Annotated in this window: 17 protein-coding genes, 1 riboswitch and 1 other annotated feature; of the genes, 7 read left to right on the top strand and 10 right to left on the bottom strand. The window is 39.9% G+C overall.

Annotated features, from left to right (window positions below; translation table 11 throughout):
- Positions 1 to 266 precede the first annotated feature (266 nt).
- Together gltD and gltB are read right to left on the bottom strand one after the other, a co-directional pair.
- Positions 267 to 1,748, bottom strand: a complete 1,482-nt coding sequence (gene gltD, locus JFU24_RS19940) for a glutamate synthase small subunit (protein WP_201222866.1) — start codon at positions 1,746 to 1,748, stop codon at positions 267 to 269.
- A 16-nt stretch (positions 1,749 to 1,764) separates the two neighbouring features.
- Complete coding sequence (gene gltB / locus JFU24_RS19935) at positions 1,765 to 6,315, bottom strand: glutamate synthase large subunit (RefSeq protein WP_201250330.1); 4,551 nt, start codon at positions 6,313 to 6,315, stop codon at positions 1,765 to 1,767.
- A gap of 134 nt (positions 6,316 to 6,449) precedes the next feature.
- Here gltB and JFU24_RS19930 point away from each other — a divergent pair, with 134 nt between their 5' ends.
- The 3 genes from JFU24_RS19930 (at position 6,450) to JFU24_RS19920 (ending at position 9,096) form a co-directional block, all read left to right on the top strand.
- A complete protein-coding gene (locus tag JFU24_RS19930; protein ID WP_201250329.1) occupies positions 6,450 to 7,352 on the top strand; it encodes a LysR family transcriptional regulator in 903 nt (300 codons plus the stop codon).
- A 463-nt stretch (positions 7,353 to 7,815) separates the two neighbouring features.
- The gene (locus JFU24_RS19925; RefSeq protein ID WP_201222863.1) at positions 7,816 to 8,316 is read left to right on the top strand and encodes a spore coat protein; all 501 of its coding nucleotides are present in this window, start codon (positions 7,816 to 7,818) and stop codon (positions 8,314 to 8,316) included.
- 165 nt (positions 8,317 to 8,481) lie between these two features.
- On the top strand, positions 8,482 to 9,096 hold the full coding sequence (locus tag JFU24_RS19920) for a hypothetical protein (RefSeq protein ID WP_201250328.1): 615 nt from the start codon (positions 8,482 to 8,484) through the stop codon (positions 9,094 to 9,096).
- A 224-nt stretch (positions 9,097 to 9,320) separates the two neighbouring features.
- Here JFU24_RS19920 and JFU24_RS19915 read toward each other — a convergent pair whose 3' ends face one another.
- The 6 genes from JFU24_RS19915 to JFU24_RS19890 form a co-directional block, all read right to left on the bottom strand.
- On the bottom strand, positions 9,321 to 10,085 hold the full coding sequence (locus JFU24_RS19915; RefSeq protein ID WP_201250327.1) for a hypothetical protein: 765 nt from the start codon (positions 10,083 to 10,085) through the stop codon (positions 9,321 to 9,323).
- A gap of 164 nt (positions 10,086 to 10,249) precedes the next feature.
- On the bottom strand, positions 10,250 to 10,612 hold the full coding sequence (locus JFU24_RS19910; protein WP_201250326.1) for a hypothetical protein: 363 nt from the start codon (positions 10,610 to 10,612) through the stop codon (positions 10,250 to 10,252).
- Positions 10,613 to 11,158: 546 nt separating this feature from the next.
- Positions 11,159 to 14,335 (bottom strand): Ig-like domain-containing protein, encoded by a 3,177-nt coding sequence (locus JFU24_RS19905; RefSeq protein ID WP_201250325.1) that lies wholly within the window; start codon positions 14,333 to 14,335, stop codon positions 11,159 to 11,161.
- Between the two features lie 370 nt (positions 14,336 to 14,705).
- Complete coding sequence (gene leuS, locus JFU24_RS19900; RefSeq protein WP_201186976.1) at positions 14,706 to 17,120, bottom strand: leucine--tRNA ligase; 2,415 nt, start codon at positions 17,118 to 17,120, stop codon at positions 14,706 to 14,708.
- Between the two features lie 54 nt (positions 17,121 to 17,174).
- Positions 17,175 to 17,404: a binding site (T-box leader), on the bottom strand.
- Positions 17,405 to 17,562: 158 nt separating this feature from the next.
- A complete protein-coding gene (locus JFU24_RS19895) occupies positions 17,563 to 17,826 on the bottom strand; it encodes a DUF2524 family protein (RefSeq protein WP_201186978.1) in 264 nt (87 codons plus the stop codon).
- Positions 17,827 to 17,924: 98 nt separating this feature from the next.
- Positions 17,925 to 18,428, bottom strand: coding sequence for an SMI1/KNR4 family protein (locus tag JFU24_RS19890; RefSeq protein WP_201250324.1), 504 nt, complete (start codon positions 18,426 to 18,428; stop codon positions 17,925 to 17,927).
- Positions 18,429 to 18,595: 167 nt separating this feature from the next.
- Here JFU24_RS19890 and JFU24_RS19885 point away from each other — a divergent pair, with 167 nt between their 5' ends.
- From JFU24_RS19885 to JFU24_RS19875, 3 genes are all read left to right on the top strand, one after another.
- A complete protein-coding gene (locus JFU24_RS19885; protein ID WP_201222854.1) occupies positions 18,596 to 19,558 on the top strand; it encodes a TIGR01212 family radical SAM protein in 963 nt (320 codons plus the stop codon).
- Positions 19,555 to 20,127 (top strand): tRNA (mnm(5)s(2)U34)-methyltransferase, encoded by a 573-nt coding sequence (locus tag JFU24_RS19880; protein ID WP_057215376.1) that lies wholly within the window; start codon positions 19,555 to 19,557, stop codon positions 20,125 to 20,127. Before JFU24_RS19885 ends, JFU24_RS19880 begins: the two co-directional genes overlap by 4 nt.
- Positions 20,128 to 20,508: 381 nt before the next feature.
- Positions 20,509 to 20,904 (top strand): hypothetical protein, encoded by a 396-nt coding sequence (locus JFU24_RS19875; protein ID WP_056521175.1) that lies wholly within the window; start codon positions 20,509 to 20,511, stop codon positions 20,902 to 20,904.
- A 62-nt stretch (positions 20,905 to 20,966) separates the two neighbouring features.
- Here JFU24_RS19875 and JFU24_RS19870 read toward each other — a convergent pair whose 3' ends face one another.
- Entirely contained in the window at positions 20,967 to 21,770 is an 804-nt protein-coding gene (locus tag JFU24_RS19870) for an alpha/beta hydrolase (protein ID WP_201186983.1), read from the bottom strand.
- A gap of 212 nt (positions 21,771 to 21,982) precedes the next feature.
- Here JFU24_RS19870 and JFU24_RS19865 point away from each other — a divergent pair, with 212 nt between their 5' ends.
- A complete protein-coding gene (locus JFU24_RS19865; protein WP_056521272.1) occupies positions 21,983 to 22,501 on the top strand; it encodes a gamma carbonic anhydrase in 519 nt (172 codons plus the stop codon).
- 227 nt (positions 22,502 to 22,728) lie between these two features.
- Here the strand turns inward: JFU24_RS19865 and metK are convergent, their stop codons facing one another.
- Positions 22,729 to 23,922 carry a methionine adenosyltransferase gene (metK, locus tag JFU24_RS19860; RefSeq protein ID WP_201186985.1) on the bottom strand — a complete coding sequence of 398 codons (1,194 nt, stop codon included), beginning with the start codon at positions 23,920 to 23,922 and terminating at the stop codon, positions 22,729 to 22,731.
- A 163-nt stretch (positions 23,923 to 24,085) separates the two neighbouring features.
- Positions 24,086 to 24,249: riboswitch (SAM riboswitch) on the bottom strand.
- Positions 24,250 to 24,683 lie beyond the last annotated feature (434 nt).

Raw genomic sequence — 24,683 nt, 5'->3', positions numbered from 1 at the left:
TTGGCTGCTCATTAATCCTAAGTGAATTTACTCGTGAGTTTTACTGATTTACTCGTGAGTTTTGTTCCTTTACTCGTGAATTTTACTGATTTACTCGTGAGTTTTGTTCCTTTACTCGTGAATTTTACTGATTTACTCGTGAGTTTTGTTCCTTTACTCGTGAATTTTACTGATTTACTCGTGAGTTTCACTAATTTACTCGTGAATTCACCAGCCAACAAAAAAAGGAGCGCCATAATCGTTTTTATGGCACTTCTTTTTTCTGTTTAAGGTAATACCGACGAACCCATCAAGTAGCGGTCTACTTCCCTTGCTACTTCACGGCCTTCATTGATGGCCCAAACAATTAGGCTTTGCCCTCTTCTTGCGTCTCCAGCAGCAAAAACACCTTCGACATTCGTTCTGTATTCGCCATAGACTGCATCAATTTTTTGATTGACGGTTTCTACACCAAATTGAGTTAAAAGCGGCTGTTCTGTTCCTTCAAATCCGATTGCGATGAATACAAATTGTGCAGGCCATACTTTTTCCGTTCCCGGGATTTCTTTAAAAATGTATACTCCATCTTCCCCTTTAATTTTTTCCATTGAAATCGTATGCAGTTCTTTTACGTTGCCATTTTCATCCGCGACGATTTTTTTAGTTTGGATTGAATATTGGCGCGGATCTGCACCAAATTTCGCTTCCGCTTCTTCATACGCATATTCAAGTGAAAATACATTCGGGTAGGCTGGCCACATATTATCGGAAGTCCGAGCTGTCGGCAGGATAGGATGCTTCCCGAACTGTACGACACTCTTACATTCTTGGCGAAGAGCAGTAGCAACACAGTCAGCGCCTGTGTCTCCTCCACCAATTACAATGACATCTTTACCTTTTGTATTTAAAAATTGACCATCTTCAAAGTTGGAATCCAACAAGCTTTTAGTCGATGTCGTTAGGTAATCCATCGCTAGGTGAATGCCTTTTGCTTCGCGCCCTTCAATTACTAAGTCACGTTGCTTTTGAGCACCTGTACATAGGATAACTGCATCATATTGATTTTGCAGTTCTTCAGATGAAATGTCTTTTCCAATTTCCGTATTCGTGACGAAATCGATACCTTCCTGGTTTAATAATTTGATTCGACGCGCAACGACATCTTTTTCAAGCTTCATGTTCGGAATGCCGTATGTTAATAGCCCGCCTGCACGGTCTGAACGCTCATAAACCGTGACCGAATGACCTGCTTGATTTAACTGATCAGCACTTGCTAATCCAGCAGGTCCTGAACCGATGATAGCAATTTTCTTTCCGGTCCTATATTCGGGGATTCGAGGTGTGATCCAGCCATTTTCAAACCCTTTATCGATTATAGTACGTTCGATGTTTTTGATGGCAACCGCAGGATCATTAATCGCAACCGTACAAGACCCTTCACAAGGGGCCGGACAAACGCGGCCCGTGAACTCAGGGAAATTATTCGTTTTCGTTAAACGGTCTAATGCTTCTTTCCATCTGCCGCGGTAAACCAAATCATTCCACTCTGGAATCAGATTATGAATCGGGCAGCCCGTTGTGACTCGGTTCAATTCCATGCCCATATGGCAGAAAGGGGTGGCGCAGTCCATACACCGCGCTCCCTGTGTACTTAACTTTTCATCAGAGAAAGGAGCTGTATACTCTCTCCAGTCGCTTAAACGAGTGAGAGGATTCCGGTCTTTTGGCTTTTCTCGCGGATAATCCATAAATCCTGTTGCTTTTCCCATCTTTCTCTCCCCTTCCTTACTGCATCACAGCTTGTTTTGTGGTTTTTTTATCTTGAACGGCATTTGCTTGAAATGCACTCATAATCGCTTCTTCGTCCGTCAGACCTGCATGCTTTTGCTCTTCGATACTTTTCATCATCCGTTTGTAATCTTTTGGAATGACTTTTACAAATTTCTTAACGAAATCGTCCCAATTCTCCAGTACATAAGAAGCTTTGGCGCTCTCTGTATAATGTAGATGGCTATGGAGCATTTCTTTTACTTCGTTCACATCATTTATATCCTCAAGTGTCTCGAATTCTATCATTTCTACATTGCATAATGCCTTAAATTCTTCTGCATTATCTGCAAGTACATAAGCGATACCGCCTGACATACCTGCAGCAAAGTTTTTGCCGACATCCCCTAGAATTACCACTCGCCCGCCTGTCATATACTCACAGCCGTGGTCGCCGATTCCTTCAACAACGACATTGACACCGCTGTTCCTAACCGCAAAGCGTTCTCCAGCACGGCCATTAATGTATGCTTCGCCGCTTGTTGCGCCGTATAAGGCGATATTTCCGGCAATGACATTATCTCCTGCCTCAATCTGATTACCAGTTGGTGCCGTGACAATGATTTTACCGCCGGATAAACCTTTCCCAACATAGTCATTGACATCGCCTGTCAAATACATCGACATGCCTTTGGGAATGAATGCACCAAAACTTTGGCCTGCTGATCCTGTGAAACGGAGTGTAATCGTATCTTCAGGCAACCCTTCTTCTCCATAACGTTTGGATACTTCACTACCGACAATCGTTCCGACTACACGGTTCACGTTCGTAATCGGGAAGCTAACATCCACTTGGGATTGATCATCTAAAGCAGGTTGCACAGCCGGTAAGATCTCCCGAATATCTAAGGATTCTTCAATTTTATGATTTTGAGGACGTTGGAAAGTACGAATGCCCTCTGGTTGGAAAAGAAGTGTCGTTAAGTTCAGATGTTTAGCTTTCCAATGCTTTTGAGTGCGTTCACTCACTTGTAAAACATCGGTGCGGCCAACCATTTCCTCCAATGTTCTAAAACCAAGCTCAGCCATTGTTTCACGAACTTCCTCAGCGATGAAGCGCATGAAATTTACAACATGATCCGGATCTCCTGCAAATTTACTGCGGAGCTCAGGATTTTGCGTGGCAACTCCGACCGGACATGTATCCAAATGGCAAGCACGCATCATTACACATCCAAGGACAACAAGTGGTGCAGTTGCAAAACCAAACTCTTCCGCCCCAAGGATCGCTGCCATAACTACATCGCGTCCCGTCATTAACTTTCCATCTGTCTCAAGGATTACACGACTACGCAGGCCGTTCAGCATCAACGTTTGGTGTGCTTCTGCAAGGCCTAGCTCCCAAGGAAGACCTGTATGTTTAATACTCGTTTTAGGCGAAGCACCTGTACCGCCGTCATATCCACTGATAACAATAACATCTGCAGCACCCTTGGCCACACCTGCTGCGATCGTGCCAACACCTGCTTTAGAAACAAGCTTGACGCTGATCCGTGCATCGCGATTTGCATTTTTCAAATCATGAATTAACTGTGCCAAATCTTCAATCGAGTAGATATCATGATGTGGTGGTGGTGAAATCAGACCAACACCCGGTGTAGAGCCACGAACTTCAGCAACCCACGGATAGACTTTGTTCCCCGGCAGCTGACCACCTTCACCTGGCTTCGCACCTTGCGCCATTTTAATTTGAAGCTCATCTGCATTGACAAGGTAATGACTTTTCACACCAAAACGCCCAGATGCAATTTGCTTAATCCCACTGCGGCGGTTATCACCGTTTTCATCCAATTGATATCGGCTTGGATGTTCTCCGCCTTCACCGCTATTGCTTTTTCCGCCTAAACGGTTCATCGCAATCGCTAATGTTTCATGTGCTTCCTGACTCAAAGAGCCAAATGACATCGCCCCTGTTTTAAATCGGCTGACGATGGATTCTACGGATTCCACTTCATCTATAGAGATACTTTGGCGCTTCTGATCGAATGAGAATAAATTACGTAAAAACCCGAGTCTCTCTTCATTCGCCAAGTTTGAATATTGTTTAAATAAACTGTAGTCACCTTTTCGGCAAGCCCATTGAAGTGTATGAATCGTTTTGGGGTTGAAAGCATGATGTTCCCCTGTTTTTCTCCACTGAAAGTCACTTCCGCTTTCAAGCGTCTGATCATAAGAATCTGCTGCAGCATTTTGGTGACGAATTAACGCTTCTTCTGCGATAGTTTCTAGCTCAATCCCGCTAAGCTGTGAAGCCGTACCACTGAAATAACGTTCAATCACATCTGCACTGATTCCTACCGCTTCGAAAATTTGAGCTCCGCGATAACTTTGAATCGTTGAAATACCCATTTTCGACATCACTTTTACGATGCCTTCTGTTAAGGAGCGAACGTATTTGTTTACCGTTTCTTCGTAGCTGATGGATAAACTGCCTTCTGATACAGCCTGCTTGTATGTTTCAAAGGCAAGATACGGATAAATGGCATCTACCCCATACCCGATAAGTGCCGCAAAGTGATGCACTTCCCTTGTTTCTCCTGTTTCAACGATAATGCTCACTTTCGTACGATTTCCATGACGAATAAGCTCTTGATGAAGGGCGCTCGCAGCCAACAAGGAAGGTATAGCAGCCTTTTCTTTGCTCATATTTTTGTCAGACAAAATTAAGAGACTAACACCTTCAGCAATCGCTTGTTCTGCTTCACGGCAGATTCGATCCAGTTCGCTCTCTAAATCTTCTGAAAATAGAGTTTGAATGACCTTGCTTTTGAATTCCGGATATACATTTTCTTTTAGCTGCTTCATCTGACCTGGCGTCAAAACAGGTGAATCCAATTGAATCCGGCGGCTATTTGTTTCATTTGGCTTCAGAAGATCTCCTTCCGCACCTAAGAAAGTCATCGTTGACGTGACAATTTGCTCACGAAGCGAATCGATTGGCGGATTGGTTACCTGTGCAAAGGATTGCTTGAAATAGTTGAATAACGATTGCGGACGGTCAGATAAGACCGCAAGCGGGATGTCATTCCCCATGGAACCTAATGGATCTTTACCTTCCTTAATAACCGGCAGTAGATATTTTTGAACATCTTCATACGTATAGCCAAACGCTTTTTGTCGGAAAAGCAAATCAGACAACAGTTCCTCTTCAACCACATGTTCTTCGTTATTTAATTGAACAAGCTGCTCATCCAGCCATTGCTGGTAGGGATATTCCTGTGCCATTTCGGATTTGATTTCTTCATCTGAAATAATGCGGCCTTCCTCTAAATCTAGTAAAAGCATTCTACCTGGGCTTAAACGATCTTTATATAATACATTCTCCGGCTCCACATCGATCACGCCGACTTCAGAGGAGAAAATGATGTAATCATCTTTGGTCACATAATATCGTGCTGGTCTTAAACCATTACGATCTAAAATGGCTCCAATTTGTTTCCCGTTCGTAAAGGAAATCGCCGTTGGACCATCCCACGGTTCCATCAGCATGCTATGATATTCGTAAAAAGCCTTCTTTTCCTTCGTCATATGTGGGTTTTCCGTCCATGGTTCAGGAATAAGCATCATGGCTGCATGCGCCGGTTTACGACCTGCAAGTACGAAGAACTCAAGTGCATTATCAAGAATCGAAGAATCACTTCCATCTATATCTAATATAGGAAGGACCTTTTGCAAATCATCTCCAAATGCTTCTGAAACAAACTGCTGTTCACGCGCTTTCATCCAGTTTACATTTCCTCTAAGTGTATTGATTTCACCATTATGAATCAGGTAACGGTTTGGATGTGCCCGTTCCCAACTTGGAAATGTATTTGTACTGAAGCGGGAATGCACTAAAGCAAAAGCCGACACAAAATCCTCTTGTTGAAGATCAAGATAAAAAGCATCTACCTGCTCTGGTGTCAACAATCCTTTGTACACAATCGTTGTACTTGAAAGACTAGCAAAATAAAAACGATTACCACGTTCACGAGCCCAGTTTTCGGCTTGTTTTCTAATAATGAATAGTTTACGTTCAAAAGCTAAATCGTCGGATATCTCCTCACTAGCCCCAATGAATACTTGGCGGATCGTCGGACATGTCTCCTTGCCGACCTCTCCGATTTTTGCTACATCGACGGGAACCGTTCTCCAGCCTAAAAGCGTTTGTCCCTCTTGTTCTATAAATGCATTTAGACGTGCTTCAATCTCATTCCGTTCCAAATCATTGTTTGAGAAAAAGAGCATCCCCACACCATAGCGCCCTTTAGCTGGCAAATTCATTTCCGGGCATGCCAGTCTGAAGTATTTATCAGGAATTTGCACCATTAATCCTGCGCCATCTCCTGTAAGGGGATCGCTTCCTTGTCCTCCACGATGATCTAATTGACACAGCATCTTTAGTCCTTGTTTGACGATGTCATGTGTAGCAAGCCCTTTTAAATGAGCGTATAAACCGATCCCACATGCATCATGTTCAAATTCAGGATGGTAGAGACCTTGTGCCTTTGGTATTTGATTGTATGTCATATTAATCGCCCCCATCGTATTCTTATACCGTTATTTCACTTACATTTAATTCTAGGTTTTCAAATCAATATAAACAATATATAATTCTATTAAAATCCATCTCATATTGAGATGGATAAATGGAGGATGAATAAATGGAACTACGTCAATTACGTTATTTTGTTGAAGTCGCTGAAAGAGAACATGTCTCTGAAGCCGCAGCGCACCTGCATATCGCACAATCAGCAATCAGCCGGCAGATCGCCAGACTAGAAGATGAACTTGGGGTCCTTTTATTTGAAAAAGCAGGCCGTAATATTCAGTTAACTCCTATTGGTAAAATATTCTTAATCCATGCAAAAACGGCAATAAAGGCGATAGAATATGCAAAAGATCAAATAGAAGAATTTTTAGACCCTGAACATGGAACAATTAAGATCGGCTTTCCTACAAGTCTCTCCACCCAATTATTACCTACCGTTATTTCCGCATTTAAAGATGAGCAGCCGAATATCGGGTTCCACTTAAGACAGGGTTCGTATTCCGCATTAAAGGAAGCTGTCAAAAACCGCGAAATCGGATTAGCCTTTCTTGGCCCAGTTCCAACACAAGATCCAGATATCGAAGGCCATATTTTATTCACAGAAAACATTTCTGCTTTACTTCCCATCTCTCATCCATTAGCTGATAAGAAGAGTTTGCGACTTAGCGACTTACGAGACGTTCCATTCGTATTGTTTCCAAAAGGATATATTCTCCATAGCATAGCAATCGATGCATGCAAGCAAGCAGGATTCACACCGATCATTGCCTCAGAAGGTGAAGATATGGATTCCATAAAAGGACTCGTATCAGCGGGAATCGGAGTCAGCCTTCTACCTGACAGTACCTTTTATGAAGTAATTCCCAGACTAACTGTAAAAATCCCGATTGATATACCTGACGTCAAGCGGACAGTTGGTATCATCACACCTAAAAACAGGGATTTGGCTCCTTCCGAAAAGGTATTTTATCAGTTTGTCAAAAAGTTTTTCTCGATTCTAGAGCAGTACCAATAATTATTTCAGAATAATATAAATGAATGATACTTACTCAATGCATAGCTCTTGCATAGCCTATTTCCACTTCAATATTGAGAGTATATTGAAAATGGATTAAATATGTGATTGAAATGATGGAACTTTTGAAAAATCACCCTTCTTCCAAAACTGGCAATTTAGTCAATTGGATTAATGATCAGTAGATCAGTGTGATTGAAGATAGGAAATTTGAGGTAAAAAGACAGTTAACCGATGCACGCAGGATTTCAATCCTGAGTTGCCGAGACCACTGTCTTTTTCTTGTTCTGCCTTTATTTCGGAGTTTGATCAAGCTTGCCGTTGAAAAAACGGAAAGCGTTTCTCGATAAGTAATCTAAGCTAAAATGCTGGACGATTTTACTCATCTTTTTTCAAAAGACAACTTACCAAGAGCCCACTTTACGAATAACGTATCAAGATTATTTGTTCAGGAGGAGTTTATATGAAACCCACTCATTCACACCTTGCTTGGCACGAAACACTTGAACTTCATGAATTGGTCGCCGCCCAGTCCAATGCACTTATGAAATTGAAAAAAGCTTATCCAAAAGTAAAAGATCCCATTTTAAAAACGATTTACAAGCAAATGATTGATACACTAACTCAAAATATTATGGAGTTGCTAAAATTTTATCCGTTGGCACCTAAAACAGAGAGGGATGATGAGGAGGAGGAACAAAGAGACAATATATCAGCCACGGCTGCCGGAGATTTGCTAGGCTTGGCCAAATCATCTATCAACAATTATGCTACTGCCTTAACTGAAACGGCCACTCCTTCCCTTCGAAAAGTATTTAAAAAGCATTTAAATGGAGCTATTGATAACCATGCCAAAATTTTCAACTATCTATACGAAAGAAACCTATATCCTGCTTATGACTTTAATCAACTGCTTCAAAATGACGTGAATGTAGCTAATAAGGCTCTTTCCCAACAATTCTAAACACAAAAAAGGTAAGTGCACCGAATGGGTGTCCGCTTGCCTTTTTCTCACTTTCCGTTAAATTGCTGGGTCCAGTAGTTTCAATTGCAAACTATGGGACAGATGAGCTCCATTAATATGTTATAATATTAAATAATTGTTTATTATTGGATTACGAATTAAATTTTGGGGGAGAAAATAATAAAAAAAGTATTTCTATCAATCATGATATCCCTGCTCTCATTTTCTTTAGTTGCCTGTAAGAATGCTGAACCGAAATCTGAGACTTCTCTTTCTGTTTCTAAGTTGACCGAAAGAGAAAAGTCCATCCTTACGAATACAAGTGAACACTCCTTTCTTATCGATTTTGATGTTGATGATACATATAAGAAGATGTCCGTTTGGGTCGAAAAATATGAAGCTGGCAAACTTGTTGAAGATGAAATGGGCCTCATGACAACTGGGATTAAAGATAATGGTACGATCATCTTTACAACATCTAAAACGCCCGAAAAACAAAATCTATCGATGTTTAATATCAGTATTCAAAGTGATGATGGTGTGTCTACAGCTACTTATTTAGAAAAGATTGAAGAGAAAGATTCCATCGTAACCGGCAGTATTGAAACGATAAATATGTTGAAAACAAACAAGCTCGTATTAGCGAGTATTTGCTATTCAAGCGGACATGAAGGCATGCATTCTCTTTCTACGGATTTTTATAATGATATGGATAGTCACATAAACGAATTAAAAGATTACGATGTTGTCTATCTTCTGAGAAGTGAATTTACTAAATAAGCTTTTTAGATCTGAATCTAGGGGTATCTAAGATGTTCATTAGCCATGTTCTTTCATTCGTTCTCCCCTAAAGGTTAGGTTATTAACTTTAAGAGTTTTCGTAAAGGTTATTTCTATTTCTATTGATTAAATTTACTTCTACCATACAGTTCGAGATTCTAACCTCCCTTATACAGAAAAAAAGACAGCATCCTCGGCTGTCTTTTTTTAATATCTAATAATTGTTATTCTTCAACTTCTATCGTAAATCTATAGGCAGTTTCAGCCATGAAAAAATTATTTTCATTTTTATTCTTAGTTGGGTCAGGTATTATAAAACTTGTAAATTCATATAGTCCTGGTTTATTTGGTGCTATGATGTGAAACGTTCCATATCCTAGTTTTGTTGGTTCATTTTTTAATAACAAATATGTTTTTTCATCCATATTAATTTGATTCCAGTCTAACATCGATAAAATCAAATAGTCTTCTACGTCTTGATATCCTCCTGCTCTATATGCAAGTTTTACTTTTTCCCCTTTTTTAACTTTCAATGAATATGGAGGAAACATCGCCTGATTATCACTTTTAAAATCATTATTTATCATTATTCCTTGAAATTGCACATCCATAATTTTCATTGGATTAGAAGGTTTTTGAATTAATGAAATTTTCCCTTCACCTTCATTGAAAACAAGCTCGTAATCTATTGTTACTCCAAATGTATTGGTCATAGCTTTTATAGTTTTAGCATTTTTTTCAGGAGAAGCATACACTCCTACTGTGATTTTATGTGATTTATTATCCTTTTTTATATCTTTTGTAAGATTCAAGGGGATATTAATGGATTTTAAACTTTCTAGTTGAAATGTATATGACGGATTGTACTCTTCTTCATCTCCAGCTTTAAACTTAATTTCCTCATAATCATAAAATACTTTTAAGATATATTGTCCAGTATTCCCTCTGTTATTGAATTCTATCTCCAATTTATCTTGTGGTGTTTCCATTGAAATTTGACCGTTGAGTTGGCTATCTTCTTCACTATTGGATTTTTTTAATTGTAATCCATAGCCCGCACTTTATTGTTAGCTATAATAGCAATCATTTTTATATTCTTGAAAGAAGACAAGAAAGATTTGGCTACTAAATCTATAAAAAATTGCTAAGTATTTTAGAATTTTATATTTGTAGTTCTAACCTGCCATGCCGATGTCTTAGTCTTCTTGATTTGATGACTGCCATGGAATTGTGCTTTTTCTGTTGACGCAACAAGTTTCGATGTACTTACTTTACTTGTATTACTTTGTTGTGCCCATCCAGTTGTAGAAGTGCTAGTTCCATTATTGTTAACGTCTACTTTAGCTCTAAGAGATGAAGCGGTGCCACTCTTTGCTGAAGTAGAAGCTACAGCACGGGGTTTTAGACCAATTGGGTTTGAACCTGAAAGTTTAGCATTTCCTACTGATGCACCTATTTCACCAGATGCTGAGTAAGTTGAGGATTCATCTAAGATAGGTTTGTGACAATTTTTCAACATCTTTAAAAAGTCTATTGAAGAAAAAGATTTCTAAGTGTAATCTTTTAAAATAAAAAAATAGAAAGAAGATTTTTAAATTGAAGAAGCTCATCCTTTTCTTTGCGACAGTAGTCATTGCAAGCTCTCTCGGACACCAAATAAAAGGCGGATTTAATGACCCCCGTAAATCCCGCCCTAGATATCATATAAAATAATGAATCTTGCTATAATCAGTTTGATTCCTAATGCCTTTTGATAAAATGCACAAAAAAAACGCCCTGAACTATATCCCGAATTTTTGACACTTGGGTTATTTCAAAGGTCATGTCAATAACCCACTTGGTATGCGCTTGATGCAGAAAACTAAATGTAGTGAAAGAGAATGTCAAAAAACAATATGTCTAAATTTTTGCTTTCTCAATAGTTTTTTGTATTTCAAATCGAATTAACTAGTATGACATTGATATTTTTGTTTTTATATCATTTGTAATAGAAGGGTATAAACAGTAACGCCGCCCAAACAAAAAACAGCCGTTTAACATAAATGTTAAACGGCTTTACTTTTTATTTTTTATACTTCTTAACCGTTACTTTTGCTGCTTTACTTGTATTGCCAGCTTTATCTTTTGCTGAGACATATAATACAGAACCTGCTTTTTTCTTGCTGATTTTAACAGAGAATTTTCCATTTTTATCAGCTTTAGCTGTGCCGATATTTTTATCTTGATACTTCACCGTAACAGTTGAACCGATTTCCGCTTTACCAGTTACGTTGGTGGATTTATCGTTTACTTCATTCACTTTCGGTGCACTTGGAGCTGTTTTATCTTTAACCGTTACTTTTGCTGCTTTCCCTGTATTGCCAGCTTTATCTTTAGCTGAGACGTATAATACAGAACTTGCTTTTTTCTTGCTAATTTTAATAGAGAATTTTCCATTTTTATCAGCTTTAGCTGTGCCGATATTTTTGTTTTGGTACTTCACCGTAACAGTCGAACCGATTTCCGCTTTACCAGTTACGTTGGTGGATTTGTCGTTTACTTCGTTCACTTTCGGTGCACCTGGAGCTGTTTTATCAATTACAGTCACGGTTGCTGCTTTACTTTCACGCTTTGCCAAGTCTGTAGCTGTGATTGAAAGCTTAGTCCCCGCTTTTTGTTTGCTGATTTTTACTTTAAAATTCCCCTTGCTATCCGTGTTGCCTGAACCAATTACTTTTTTTGCATTATTTTTGATCGTGATTTTCATGTCGGCTTGCGATTGACCAGTTACATACGTATCTTTGTCACTGACAGCCTTAACAGTTGGCTTATTAGGTGTTTCACCCTTCTTCACAAACACTTTGATTGAAGAGACTGCTAGTTTGGAAGAATCAGATATATTCACAGTAAGAAGTTGACTTGCTTTTTGGACTGGAATCTTAATACTGAACGTTCCATTGGCTGCAGTTGTCGTTTTACCAAGCGTTTGCTTTCCATTTTTCACTTCGATTGTCGAACCTTTTTTTGCTGATCCTGCAATTTTTGTTTGCGTATCAATTAATGGATTAACTTTAGCTTGTAAATCCACTGTACTAAGTGCACTATAAGCATTCAGTCTTCCAAATCCCGATACGATATCTTTTCCAATAGGTAATTCTTCTACTGGATATTGGATTCCACCTTCCTCAGGTTGGTAGTCCTCATACGGATCTACATTATCTTCTTCTTCAAAAGCAACATATTCGGATGTCTCGTGAAGAATTTCTCTTACATCATTTAATTTCAAACCAGGATTCCCGGATAATAACAAGGCAGTAGTTGCAGCAACATGAGGAGCTGCCATTGATGTACCATCCATGTAGGTAACATTCCCATTCGGTACAAGGCTTGGAATGCCTGTCCCTGGAGCAACCATGTCTAATTTCGCGCCATAATTAGAATAATCCGATACTAAATCAAGGGCATTGGTTGCACCGACGGAAATGACATATTTAGAAGATGCAGGGTAAGAAAGACCTTCCATCCCATCATTACCGCTTGCTACGACAACCATTACATTTTTGGCAGCAGCATCTTTCAAAGCATGTTCAATTGTTCTGCTGTATTCTCCACCTAAGCTAAGATTTATCACCTTGGCGCCATGGTCCACAGCATATTTAATGCCTAATGCAATTTTCTCCATGTCTCCATATCCTGAAGAATCGAGAACCTTCACAGGCATGATTTTAGCTACTGGATTAATTCCTTGCATGGAATACCCATTATCAGCTTTGGCAGCGATAATCCCAGAAACATGGGTACCGTGACCATTGTCATCAACGGCATTTCCTTTTTTATCAATGAAGTTCTTTCCTAAATCCATGCGAACTGTATCTTTCAAATCCGCCAGGGAATCATCAACACCTGTGTCAACAACTGCTACTAATGTATCCTTTAAATTACGTTTCTTAATAAGGTTTTGCAGTTTTTCGTTATCGATGTCTGCTCCCTTATAGCCCTCTTCTCCACCGGGGTTATTTAAAGACCATTGATACGGTGACTGAATATCGGCTGAAAGTGCTTTGTACGTTTTAACCGCTTCGATATATTCCACTTCTGGAAGTTTCTCAATATTCGATAGAGCTGCTGTGCTCATTTTAGCTTGATTCTTTAACTCAACAACGTACATATCATCATACAGAACCTCTTGTTTCTTAGGTGTCGATAATGTTCCATATCCTTTTCCTTGTACCTTGGATTGGACTGAACTTAAAGACTTCCCAGGTTTAAGTTTGACAATATATTTGTTCTTTGTATTCTTCGAAGTTGGAAGTTCAATTCCTGCTTTGCTTGCGATATCGACGATTCTCTCACCTGCAAGCTTATCAAGGTTGATTTTCTTTGCAATGCTGTTCATTTCTTTTTTCAATCCAGCTGGAGCGACGTCTGCTGTCTTATTAAATAATGCTTTAATCGCTTCTTGCTGTTTGTTGCTAATGACTGCCGTACTGCTTACTCCATTTTCATTAAGATCCTCAATTAGAGGCTTAAGGACGACTAAATGATTATAGACAGCTTCTCTAGATGTTTTATTACTAGCCAAATGAAGAGCTAGGAATGGAGAGGCTTTATAGTATAAAGATGAAAGGCTACGTCCCTCAGATGACTTCGTGAGAACTTCGTCTCTAAACACGCGAAGTGTTTTCAACATAGATTCTCCCGTTTTCTTATCGGTTACGCTTACTTCAACTGGGCATGATTCGAGATCCATCTCTTCGTCCCCAGCGGATGGCGGTAGCGTTACAGAATGAGCATTGATAGAGTACTCAGCTTCATTTTTAGCTTCTGGTATAGGATTTCCCTCTTCATCCGTTTCACCAAAATATTCAACTTTAACATAATACGTGCCTTCCCAAGCATATGGGAAATCTACAACAGCCTTTTCATCAGGATAAGCAGAGGCCATGTAATTACTCTCATCTTGTTCTGCTTTTTCTTTATCTTGATAAACGGAAATATTCAAGATTTGCTCCGAATTGACTTCGAACTCAATATGGGAGAATTTTTGTATTTCTTCTGCTGTCGGTTTAATTTGGTACCATTGAACATCCGGTTTTTCAAACTTCCCGACTAAAGTATCTCCATTTTTAATCGGTTTTACGTTCTCAATGGGTGATACAGGATTTGGTGCAGCTTGAGATTGTTGTGGAACCATCAAGCTGAAAATCAGTGCAAAAATAAGTACAAACGCTGTAAATCGACTTACACTCTTAAATTTCACAGTTTCGCCTCCAATAAATAGTAAAAAATTACATCACTATACCAAACTATCATACTGTAAAATTTTATCAACCAATTTTTTCCCTTTTTCATAAAAAATGCTTGATATTACTGAACATTTTGCTGAAAAATGGTTCACATGTACCAATTAAGCAATCTCTAAATGTCCAAAAACAGTATTTTCCTCAAAAATATTAAATGAAATTCACTTAGGCTTCCAATAACTAGTTGATGATTTCAAAATCTGATATTTAATACCGGAAATCGACTTTTATCATAGAAATCACAAAATATGTCGAATTTCAGTTTTATTTCTGCTCATGAAAAAAAAGCTGACCCTGCACAAGACATGCGGGCCAGCTCTCAACTATTTAGTTTGCGACAATGTTGACTAGTTTTCCTGGTACAGCAATGACTTTACGGATGGTTTTGCCATCAATTTGTTCTTTGATGGAGTCATCGCCCATCGCAATTTCTTCTAGTTTTTCTTTCGTTGTGTCAGTTGGAACCATTAATTTGGCTTTGACTTTTCCGTTGATTTGGATGACGATTTCAACTTCGTTGTCGACTAGCTTAGCTTCGTCAAACGCTGGCCATGTTCCGTATGTGATGCTTTCAGAATGGCCAAGTTTAGACCAAAGTTCTTCGGCGATATGCGGTGCAACTGGCGCAAGCAATTTCACGAAGCCTTCGATATATTCTTTAGGAAGCGCATCTGCTTTGTAGGCATCATTGATAAATACCATCAGCTGTGAAATCGCCGTATTGAATTTCAATTCTTCATAGTTCTCGGTCACTTTTTTTACCGTTTGATGATACACTTTTTCAAGCTTTCCGCTGTCATCAGTATCAGCCATTTTATCTGTAATCGTGCCGTCTTCGCTAATTAGTAAACGCCAGATACGATCAAGGAATCGGCGCGAACCGTCCAATCCGTTTGTCGACCAAGCAATGGAAGCGTCCAATGGTCCCATGAACATTTCGTACATACGAAGTGTATCGGCACCATGGCTTTCAACGATGTCATCTGGGTTTACGACATTGCCCTTTGATTTACTCATTTTTTCATTATTCTCTCCAAGGATCATTCCTTGGTTGAATAAGTTTTGGAAAGGTTCACTCGTTGGTACGATACCGATATCGTACAAGAATTTATGCCAGAAGCGAGCGTACAATAAGTGAAGAACTGCATGCTCAGCACCGCCAATATAAATGTCGACTGGCATCCATTCTTTTAATTTTTCCGGATCTGCAAGTGCTTCAGTGTTGTCCGGATCAATATAACGAAGGAAGTACCAGCTGCTACCTGCCCATTGTGGCATTGTATTCGTCTCACGGCGGCCTTTACGTCCGTTTTCATCCGTTACATTCACCCATTCTGCAATGTTCGCAAGCGGTGATTCACCAGTGCCTGAAGGCTTGATGTCTGTTGCTTTCGGTAAAATCAATGGTAGTTCTTCTTCTTTCACTGCGGACATCGTGCCATCTTCCCAATGGATGATTGGAATCGGTTCACCCCAGTAACGTTGGCGGCTGAATAACCAGTCGCGAAGACGGTACGTGATTTTTTTCGTGCCGATTTCTTTTTCTTCCAGCCATTTGATCATGGTTGAAATGCCTTCTTCTTTATTCAATCCATCTAGGAATTCAGAATTCACATGAAGACCGTCGCCTGTGTATGCTTCTTTTGTCACATCTCCACCAGCTACAACTTCTTTAATTGGCAATTCGAATTTAACAGCAAATTCATAATCACGTTCATCATGCGCAGGAACGGCCATGATAGCACCCGTTCCGTAGCTGATTAACACGTAATCAGCAATCCAGATCGGCATTTTCTCGCCATTGACTGGATTTATTGCATAAGCCCCTGTGAACACGCCTGATTTATCTTTTGCCAAGTCTGTTCTTTCCAAGTCGCTTTTATGTTTCACTTCATCTAAATATGCGTCAACTGCAGATCTTTGTTCCGTAGTCGTAATTTTATCAACAAATGAATGCTCTGGAGCCAATACAGCATACGTTGCACCGAATAAAGTATCCGGACGAGTCGTAAACACCGTGAATGTTTCATCGTGGCCATCGATATTGAACGTCACTTCCGCTCCCTCAGAACGGCCAATCCAGTTACGTTGCATATCCTTAATGTTCTCCGGCCAATCCACATCATTCAAATCGTCGATCAAACGGTCTGCATAAGCTGTGATTCGAAGCATCCACTGCTTCATCGGACGGCGCTCAACCGGATGGCCTCCACGCTCACTTTTTCCATCGATGACTTCTTCGTTAGCCAAAACCGTGCCAAGTGCCGGACACCAGTTCACAGCTACTTCATCAATATAAGCAAGACCCTTTTCATATAATTTCAAGAAGATCCATTGCGTCCATTTATAATATTCAGGGTCGGTCGTGTTGATTTCGCGGTCCCAGTCATAAGAGAAACCAAGCGCCTTGATTTGACGGCGGAATGTGTTGATGTTGTGTTCCGTAAATTCCGCTGGGTCATTCCCCGTATCAATCGCATACTGCTCTGCCGGAAGTCCAAAAGCATCCCAGCCGATTGGATGTAACACATTATACCCCTGCGCCCGTTTCATTCTTGCTAAAATATCACTTGCCGTATAACCTTCAGGATGCCCAACATGAAGACCCGCTCCTGATGGGTATGGGAACATATCAAGCGCGTAGAATTTACGTTTTCCGCTCTCTTCCCCCGTTTTAAATGTCTTATTGCCCTCCCAATACTGTTGCCATTTTGTTTCTATACTTCTATGGTCAAAACTCATTTGATTTCCTCCTAATTTCCGTATAAAAAAACAATAAAAAAACCCCTCATCCCAAATAGGGACGAGAGGATTATGTATATCTTCCCGCGGTACCACCCACATTGGCGATACTTAAAAAACCGCCCAGCTCAAACATCCGTAACATGGATTAAACGCCAGGCATTACTATTACCTTCACACCTGTAACTCCAAGGCGAGTTCACAATCATTCCAGGTTGACTTGCACCATCCGTCAACTCTCTATACTGGTTCTAATCGCTACTGCTCCTCATCATAGTCTTTATGAGAATATTTGATTATATTACATTCTAGTCAATTTTACCGATAATTGCAATAGCCGTTCACCAACATTATCAACAGGTTTCTCATTATATATGCATATTTGAGAAAAATCGTTCGAAAATAAATAGGAGGCTATGCATCCATAGCCCCCATTCTTACTTTAATGACGCAGTAAAATCATCTCATTTTTCAGTTCATTCAACTGCTGTTGCATCCGAGCAAGCATATCTCGTTGTTGGGCATTCGAACTGGCATACAATCGTTCCATATCCGTCAAAGCCTCTTCGATATATCTTTGCGAATTTTGAAATTGTTCATCATCATAATGCTCCTGCCGTGAGGCCTCGTTAAATTCAAACTCTGCAAAATGGAGAGCCCCTTCACATTGCTCTAAAAAATGATCGATGGATTGTCTGGTGGCCATTTCAAACCCTCTCCTTCGCGTCTCATTTGGATGATTCGGAATCATCTCGATTAGTTTGAGCAAATAACGAGTGGATTATCAGTTTTTTTGAGGAATCATTATTTATCCCAAAATTTCTCTCCTTGATGGGAAATAAACTGATCAATCCATTCGGCAAAGCCCATATGAAGTTTCTCGCCTTCTTCAAAATCGTCTATATGTCCTTTTACCATTAAATAATTCTTATCGCCTTTCGCAACGGCTTCCCCATCAATCACGATATTATCTTGATAGATGCAGGCAATCTTATAACATCCTTCGTAGGAGTCTTCATATGTGTAATTAATAATATCATCCAGGCTGTATAAATCATTTTCTCCCCCGGATTCGAGGTTATCGAACAGACGGCATCCATTCGTTATTTTCAAAAATTCTTTATAATCATCGGGCAGCAGCAATCCAGTTTTCTGTTCAAAGGAATGAATTTGTTCGTCCGAGGCAGGTGAATTGAAGGTACAAGTGGCTTTATATATAAACCCATCTTCATTTACTTCGATCACCTGATTATTTTCGGCTAATTTCTTTTTCATTTGATTAATTGCTTCTTCAACTTGACCAGTCATGTCCATCAGCTCCCGATTGGATTTATCATTCACTAGATATACTGGCATTAGTAGCCAATGTTTAACCTTCAAGTATACATTATACGCTTATTTTTAGAAAAAAGACCTAGCTGCCAGAATGTTGTATAATATATGTTGCGCTTTATTATTCTTAGGAGGTTGCTGACTTGAATCAAGCAAACCCGTTTATATATGCATCGGATAACAAACGATATCATACTTGGAATTATCACTTACGCAATCACTTTGGACATAAAGTTTTTAAGGTTGCTCTAGACGGCGGTTTTGACTGTCCGAACCGTGATGGCACCGTCGCACATGGAGGCTGTAGCTTCTGCAGTGTCTCTGGATCGGGAGACTTTGCAGGTAACCGCGTTGAGCCGCTCGACGTCCAGTTTAAGAAAGTCAGTGAACGAATGCATCATAAATGGAAAGACGGAAAGTATATGGCCTATTTCCAAGCGTTCACGAATACGCATGCACCCGTGGCAGAGCTTCGTGAAAAATACGAAAGCGTACTGACTCAAGAGGGTGTCGTCGGCCTCTCCATTGCAACACGGCCGGACTGTCTGCCAGATGATGTAGTCGAATATTTAGCGGAACTGAACGAGCGCACTTACCTCTGGGTGGAGCTTGGCCTGCAGACCGTTCATGAAAAAACCGCCACGATGATCAACCGTGCTCATGATTTTGATTGCTACAAAGAAGGCGTTGATAAACTGCGCAAACATGGCATTCGAGTTTGCTCCCACATCATTAATGGCCTTCCTCAAGAAGACTACGAAATGATGATGGAAACAGCTCGTGAAGTCGCGAAACTAGATGTGCAGGGCATTAAGATTCACTTACTTCATCTATTAAAAGGGACGCCCATGGTCAAGCAATATGAAAAGGGCCAGCTTGAATTTCTTGACCGAGACGATTATGTCAATCTTGTTTGTGATCAGTTGGAAATAATCCCTCCTGAAATGATCGTTCACCGCATAACTGGAGACGGTCCGATTGATTTGATGATTGGCCCGATGTGGAGCGTCAATAAATGGGATGTATTGAATGCTATTGATGCCGAATTGAAACGCCGCAACAGCTGGCAGGGGAAAAATTATCATATGGAGGTACCATCACGATGAAGCTGGATCGCATTTTGCCATTCGCAAAACTTCTGCTTGAAAAAGCAGTTCAACCCGGGGACATTACCGTTGACGGCACTATGGGCAACGGCTTTGACACTGTCTTTCTTGCAGGACTAACTGGTGAAAAAGGGCATGTCTATAGTTTTGACATCCAAGAAGATGCCATTCAAATCACAGCAGCTAAACTGAAGGCTGAAAGTATGCATGAACGCTGCACTCTTGTTCATGACGGACACGAGCAGATGAACAAATACATCAGCAAAGAACATTTTGGGAATATTACTGGAGCTATTTTTAACCTGGGCTACCTTCCTGGTGGAGACAAATCAATCGTCACCCAAGCTAATACAACGATATCTGCAATTGAACAGCTTTTCGAAATGATGGCTCCCGAAGGTATCATCATCCTCGTCATCTATCACGGTCATCCAGAAGGTGCTACGGAACGGGACGCATTATTACACTATGTTCAGGATCTCCCTCAGCAAAAAGCCCATGTCCTGAAATATGACTTCATTAATCAAACCAATAATCCGCCATTCATAGTGGCAATTGAAAAGAGATAACCACAATTAACACCGTTCATTAAAACGGTGTTTTTCATATTCATCGAAAATCATTCCCATGTGTTATGAGTAAGCAATAGTACACATGTTACAGGGCAAGCCAGTGACTATTACCAAAAAATATGATTTTTTTCCTCTTTGTTAAAGCAAACTTCCTGATAAGAATGAACAAAAAAAGCAGTCATTACTAAATTCGCTCTAGATTACATTTACTTTGAACACCTTTCCCCTTAGATAAGTTGAGATATATTCATCCCCTTGTTAAAGGGATACTATTCTTATTGCAAACAAATTATCTTAAAATATTACCAAACAGAACTTTTTGAATTTTTAGTCTATAACTATTATAATGATTAAAAACAGATAAGTAGGTGCAGAAAAATGGAACATTTGTCGACTGCAATACTGACAGATATATTGACTGAAAAAATCAAACGAGACACAAGTGAGGAATATGGAGAATTTGTCAGCTCCCTTAACTCATTAACAGAGAAACAAACAACGGTAGAAGACCTGAAACAGTTTGAAAATCATTTTGATAAATTCCTGCCTCAACTCGATTTAGTGATTTCCACTCAAGGACATGAAGAGATCATGAATATGAAGGCGACCCTCTTAGACCTATTCGCGAATGACTTAAGCTTCAAATCAATTTACCTTTTGTCTGCTGCCTTATCCAATAAAAAAGAGCTTACACACTTGAACCAATTTATGTATCCGGTTACTTATTGGGCACCCGTCATTAAGTCGAACGAATTACTTACAAACGCTGGATAAAACAAAAAAGCTGCTGATAATCGCTTCAGCAGCTTTTTATATTTATCCAGCAGTATGTACCTTCAAACAACATACCCTAATATTTTTAAACGATTTTCAACAAAACTCAATGCGTATTGGAATACGTCATCCCGCTCTGGTTCGTTGAAGATTTCGTGATACAGTTTTGGCCATTCTTTGTATTGTTTTTCACTAGCCAAGTTATAATTAAACCACTCACGAACCGCCTTTTTATTCACGATTCGGTCATCTCCGCCTTGCATCAACAAAAGAGGCACATCCTGAAATTCAGGAATCTCTTCAAATGCATCCTTCATAGCCTGTGCAAGCTCACGATACCAGCGAATCGAAACCTTTGTAATGTATAATGTATCATTTTTATCTGATTCACGGACTTCAGAACTTCTCGTAGCCATTTCAGGAGTTAAGCCGGAATCGACTCTGAACTTAGGCATCACGAGGTTCAAACCATGCGAAATGGCTGTTAAGAACTTGCGGGGCTTCGTCACGAGGCCCAGACATGGTGAAGATAAAATCACCCCTGCAATATCCCACTCTTCTTCCTGAAGTAAGCGTATCGAAATCAAACCACCCATGCTGTGTCCAAGCAAAAAGACTGGCAGCGAATATTCGTAGGCATCTTCTATCCAGCTTTTTACTTCGTCTAAATATTCGTCAAAGGAATCGATATGTCCCCGGTAGGCACGAGTTGTCATCCCCTGCCCAGGAAGGTCGCCCATGACAACATGATATCCGGCTGAAAGCCACATTTGTGTTACCCACTTATATCGGCCGTGATGCTCCATTGCCCCATGAATGATGACAATGACGCCTTTTGCGTCTCCTTCTGTCTCCCATTTCCACATTCGAAATCCCCCTTTCACTTTTCTCTTGTTGTATACGATCAATGATAGCTGAAAAATAATATATATAAATTATAACCATATTCATGATTTTCGACAAAAAGGAAGTCTAACAAGTTCTACATTTTTATTATAAATAGCCAAGTCTATTTACATACGGTATATTAAAATAATACATAAAAACATCTACTTCGGAAAGGAAATGATTAAAAATGATTATTTATCCATTTAAAGGTAAAGAACCTGAAATCTCTGAAAGCGCTTATATTGCTGAAAATGCAGTCGTGACAGGTGATGTGAAAATCGGCGACGAAACGTCAATCTGGTTTAATACCGTTATACGTGGCGACGTAGCCCCTACAATAATCGGTAATAAAGTAAGTGTACAAGATAACAGCGTTCTTCACCAAAGTCCAAATAATCCATTAATTATTGAGGACGAAGTAACCATCGGCCATCAGGTTATTTTACATAGCTGCAAAGTTCGTAAAGGAGCTCTAATCGGCATGGGGTCGATTGTACTTGATGCAGCAGAGATCGGGGAAGGAGCTTTTATCGGTGCTGGAAGTCTTGTTCCCCAAGGCAAAGTCATACCACCAAACACATTGGCATTCGGCCGTCCAGCTAAAGTCGTACGCGAAATTAACGATGAAGATCGCAAGGATATGGAACGTATCGTCCGAGAATATGCTGAAAAAGGACAATACTATAAACATGCAGAACGCATTAAATAATTCATGTAAACTCACGAGTAAACTTGCATAACTCACGAGTAAAAACTAAAACTCACGAGTAAAACTAAAATTCACGAGTAAAAAACTACATAATTCACGAGTAAAAAAACTAAATGGCTGGTTTAAATAGGATTTCTTGAATTATTCCCTTAGTCGACAAATTTAATCCATTTCACAATTGAAAAAGGTGCCTCGCTAGTTGCGAGGCACCTTTTACTTTTATTTGATTACGCTTGTGCTTTTAAAATTTCAGCTTTATCTGTGCGTTCCCAAGGAAGATCAACATCTGTACGGCCAAAGTGTCCGTAAGCAGCTGTTTGTTTGTAGATTGGGCGACGAAGATCAAGCATTTTGATGATACCAGCTGGACGCAGGTCGAAGTTAGCGCGTACTAGATCAACTAGTACTTCTTCGCTTACTGTTCCTGTTCCGAATGTATCAATCGAGATTGATACAGGCTCTGCCACACCAATTGCGTATGCCAATTGTACTTCCGCTTTGTCAGCAAGGCCAGCAGCTACGATGTTTTTCGCAACGTAACGAGCAGCGTATGCCGCAGAACGGTCAACTTTTGTAGCATCTTTACCGGAGAATGCACCGCCACCGTGACGAGCGTATCCGCCGTACGTATCAACGATGATTTTACGTCCAGTAAGACCAGCATCCCCTTGAGGTCCGCCAATTACAAAACGGCCAGTTGGGTTAATGAAGTACTTAGTCCCAGCATCGATTAATTCAGCTGGTACAACTGCTTTAATCACATGTTCTTTTAAGTCAGCTTGAATTTGCTCAAGAGTTACTTCTGGATCATGTTGTGTTGAAATAACAATTGTGTCAACTCTTACAGGTTGATTATTTTCATCATACTCCACGGTTACCTGTGTTTTACCATCAGGACGTAAGTAAGCAAGCGTTTCATCTTTACGAACTTGAGACAAGCGGAATGAAAGTTTATGAGCTAATGAAATCGGAAGTGGCATAAGCTCTTCTGTTTCATTGCAAGCAAAACCGAACATAAGCCCTTGGTCCCCTGCACCGATTGCATCGATTTCTTCATCTGACATATTTCCTTCACGAGCTTCCAACGCTTTGTCTACGCCAGCTGCGATATCAGCAGATTGCTCATCAATAGAACTCAATACGGCACAAGTTTCAGCATCGAAACCGTATTTCGCACGTGTGTAACCAATTCCTGCAATCGTATCACGAACGATACGTGGAATATCCACATAAGCGGACGTTGTAATTTCACCAGCAACAAGTACAAGACCTGTTGTTACACTTGTTTCACACGCAACACGTGCATTTGCATCCTTAGCAAGGATAGCATCTAAAATGGAATCTGAAATCTGATCACAAATCTTGTCCGGATGGCCCTCTGTAACAGATTCAGAAGTAAATAGACGTTTCTTTGACATCATATTTCCTCCTTGGAAGTTAGTATGTTGTAGGCAAAAGCCTGATTTTTTTACGGAACTCGTTTTCCCTTATTAGCTTCAACTATAGACACAGAATTACTAAAAAACACAAAAACCTTCCCTGGCAAATGAGGAAAGGTTTAAAATTCTGTCATCTATCCTTTCACTCTTATCGTTCAAGGGTTTTTTACCTTGCTCAGGTTAGCACCATCACCACTATTCCTTGAAGAACTATCGCTTTATTTTCGGCGATTGATCTTGGAGTCAAGTTCAATATGGCAGGTTGCTGGGTTTCAAAGGGCCTGTCCCTCCACCAACTCGGGATAAGAGAATCCGTACAATTTAAGATATTATCGTATTTGGTCGGATTCTGTCAATGCTTTTCGAAAAAGAACATTTTTACCCATCACAGCTTTCACGATAAAAAATGTGCTAATCCTCTGTCATTATTGGATTTTCGATGTAGAAAACAAACGAAAATGTAGAAAATTACCATAGATAAAAGAACTTGAAAAATCTGACTTCGAACCGCATAATAACTTTTTAGGATTTTGCTTTTTGATGTAATAGCAAGTTGTTCTTTTCTTAATTTCTTCCTATTGAATAAAAGAATAAAACCTTTTTTATATTCCTGAAACGAGACCCATTCGATCAAGATTCTAATCTTGATAATGGGCTTTCTTCCTAATTACACCACCCAGTTCAGATTCCTCCATTCAAGTATATGCAGGAACCCGAACTCGGTTCATAACGCATTTTAAAAA

It is taken from the genome of Peribacillus sp. TH27, assembly GCF_016650915.1.
Classification (GTDB): Bacteria; Bacillota; Bacilli; order Bacillales; family DSM-1321; genus Peribacillus; species Peribacillus butanolivorans.
The sequence above is the reverse complement of the archived record's forward strand: the minus strand, read 5'-3'. Positions and strand labels throughout refer to the sequence as shown.

Bases quoted from the DNA above. Each gene is read 5' to 3' on its own strand.
- gltD (WP_201222866.1), bottom strand. From the start codon at position 1,748: ATGGGAAAAGCAACAGGATTTATGGATTATCCGCGAGAAAAGCCAAAA.
- gltB (WP_201250330.1), bottom strand. From the start codon at position 6,315: ATGACATACAATCAAATACCAAAGGCACAAGGTCTCTACCATCCTGAA.
- JFU24_RS19930 (WP_201250329.1), top strand. From the start codon at position 6,450: ATGGAACTACGTCAATTACGTTATTTTGTTGAAGTCGCTGAAAGAGAA.
- JFU24_RS19925 (WP_201222863.1), top strand. From the start codon at position 7,816: ATGAAACCCACTCATTCACACCTTGCTTGGCACGAAACACTTGAACTT.
- JFU24_RS19915 (WP_201250327.1), bottom strand. From the start codon at position 10,085: ATGGAAACACCACAAGATAAATTGGAGATAGAATTCAATAACAGAGGG.
- leuS (WP_201186976.1), bottom strand. From the start codon at position 17,120: ATGAGTTTTGACCATAGAAGTATAGAAACAAAATGGCAACAGTATTGG.
- JFU24_RS19895 (WP_201186978.1), bottom strand. From the start codon at position 17,826: ATGGCCACCAGACAATCCATCGATCATTTTTTAGAGCAATGTGAAGGG.
- JFU24_RS19890 (WP_201250324.1), bottom strand. From the start codon at position 18,428: ATGACTGGTCAAGTTGAAGAAGCAATTAATCAAATGAAAAAGAAATTA.
- JFU24_RS19880 (WP_057215376.1), top strand. From the start codon at position 19,555: ATGAAGCTGGATCGCATTTTGCCATTCGCAAAACTTCTGCTTGAAAAA.
- JFU24_RS19875 (WP_056521175.1), top strand. From the start codon at position 20,509: ATGGAACATTTGTCGACTGCAATACTGACAGATATATTGACTGAAAAA.
- JFU24_RS19870 (WP_201186983.1), bottom strand. From the start codon at position 21,770: ATGTGGAAATGGGAGACAGAAGGAGACGCAAAAGGCGTCATTGTCATC.
- metK (WP_201186985.1), bottom strand. From the start codon at position 23,922: ATGATGTCAAAGAAACGTCTATTTACTTCTGAATCTGTTACAGAGGGC.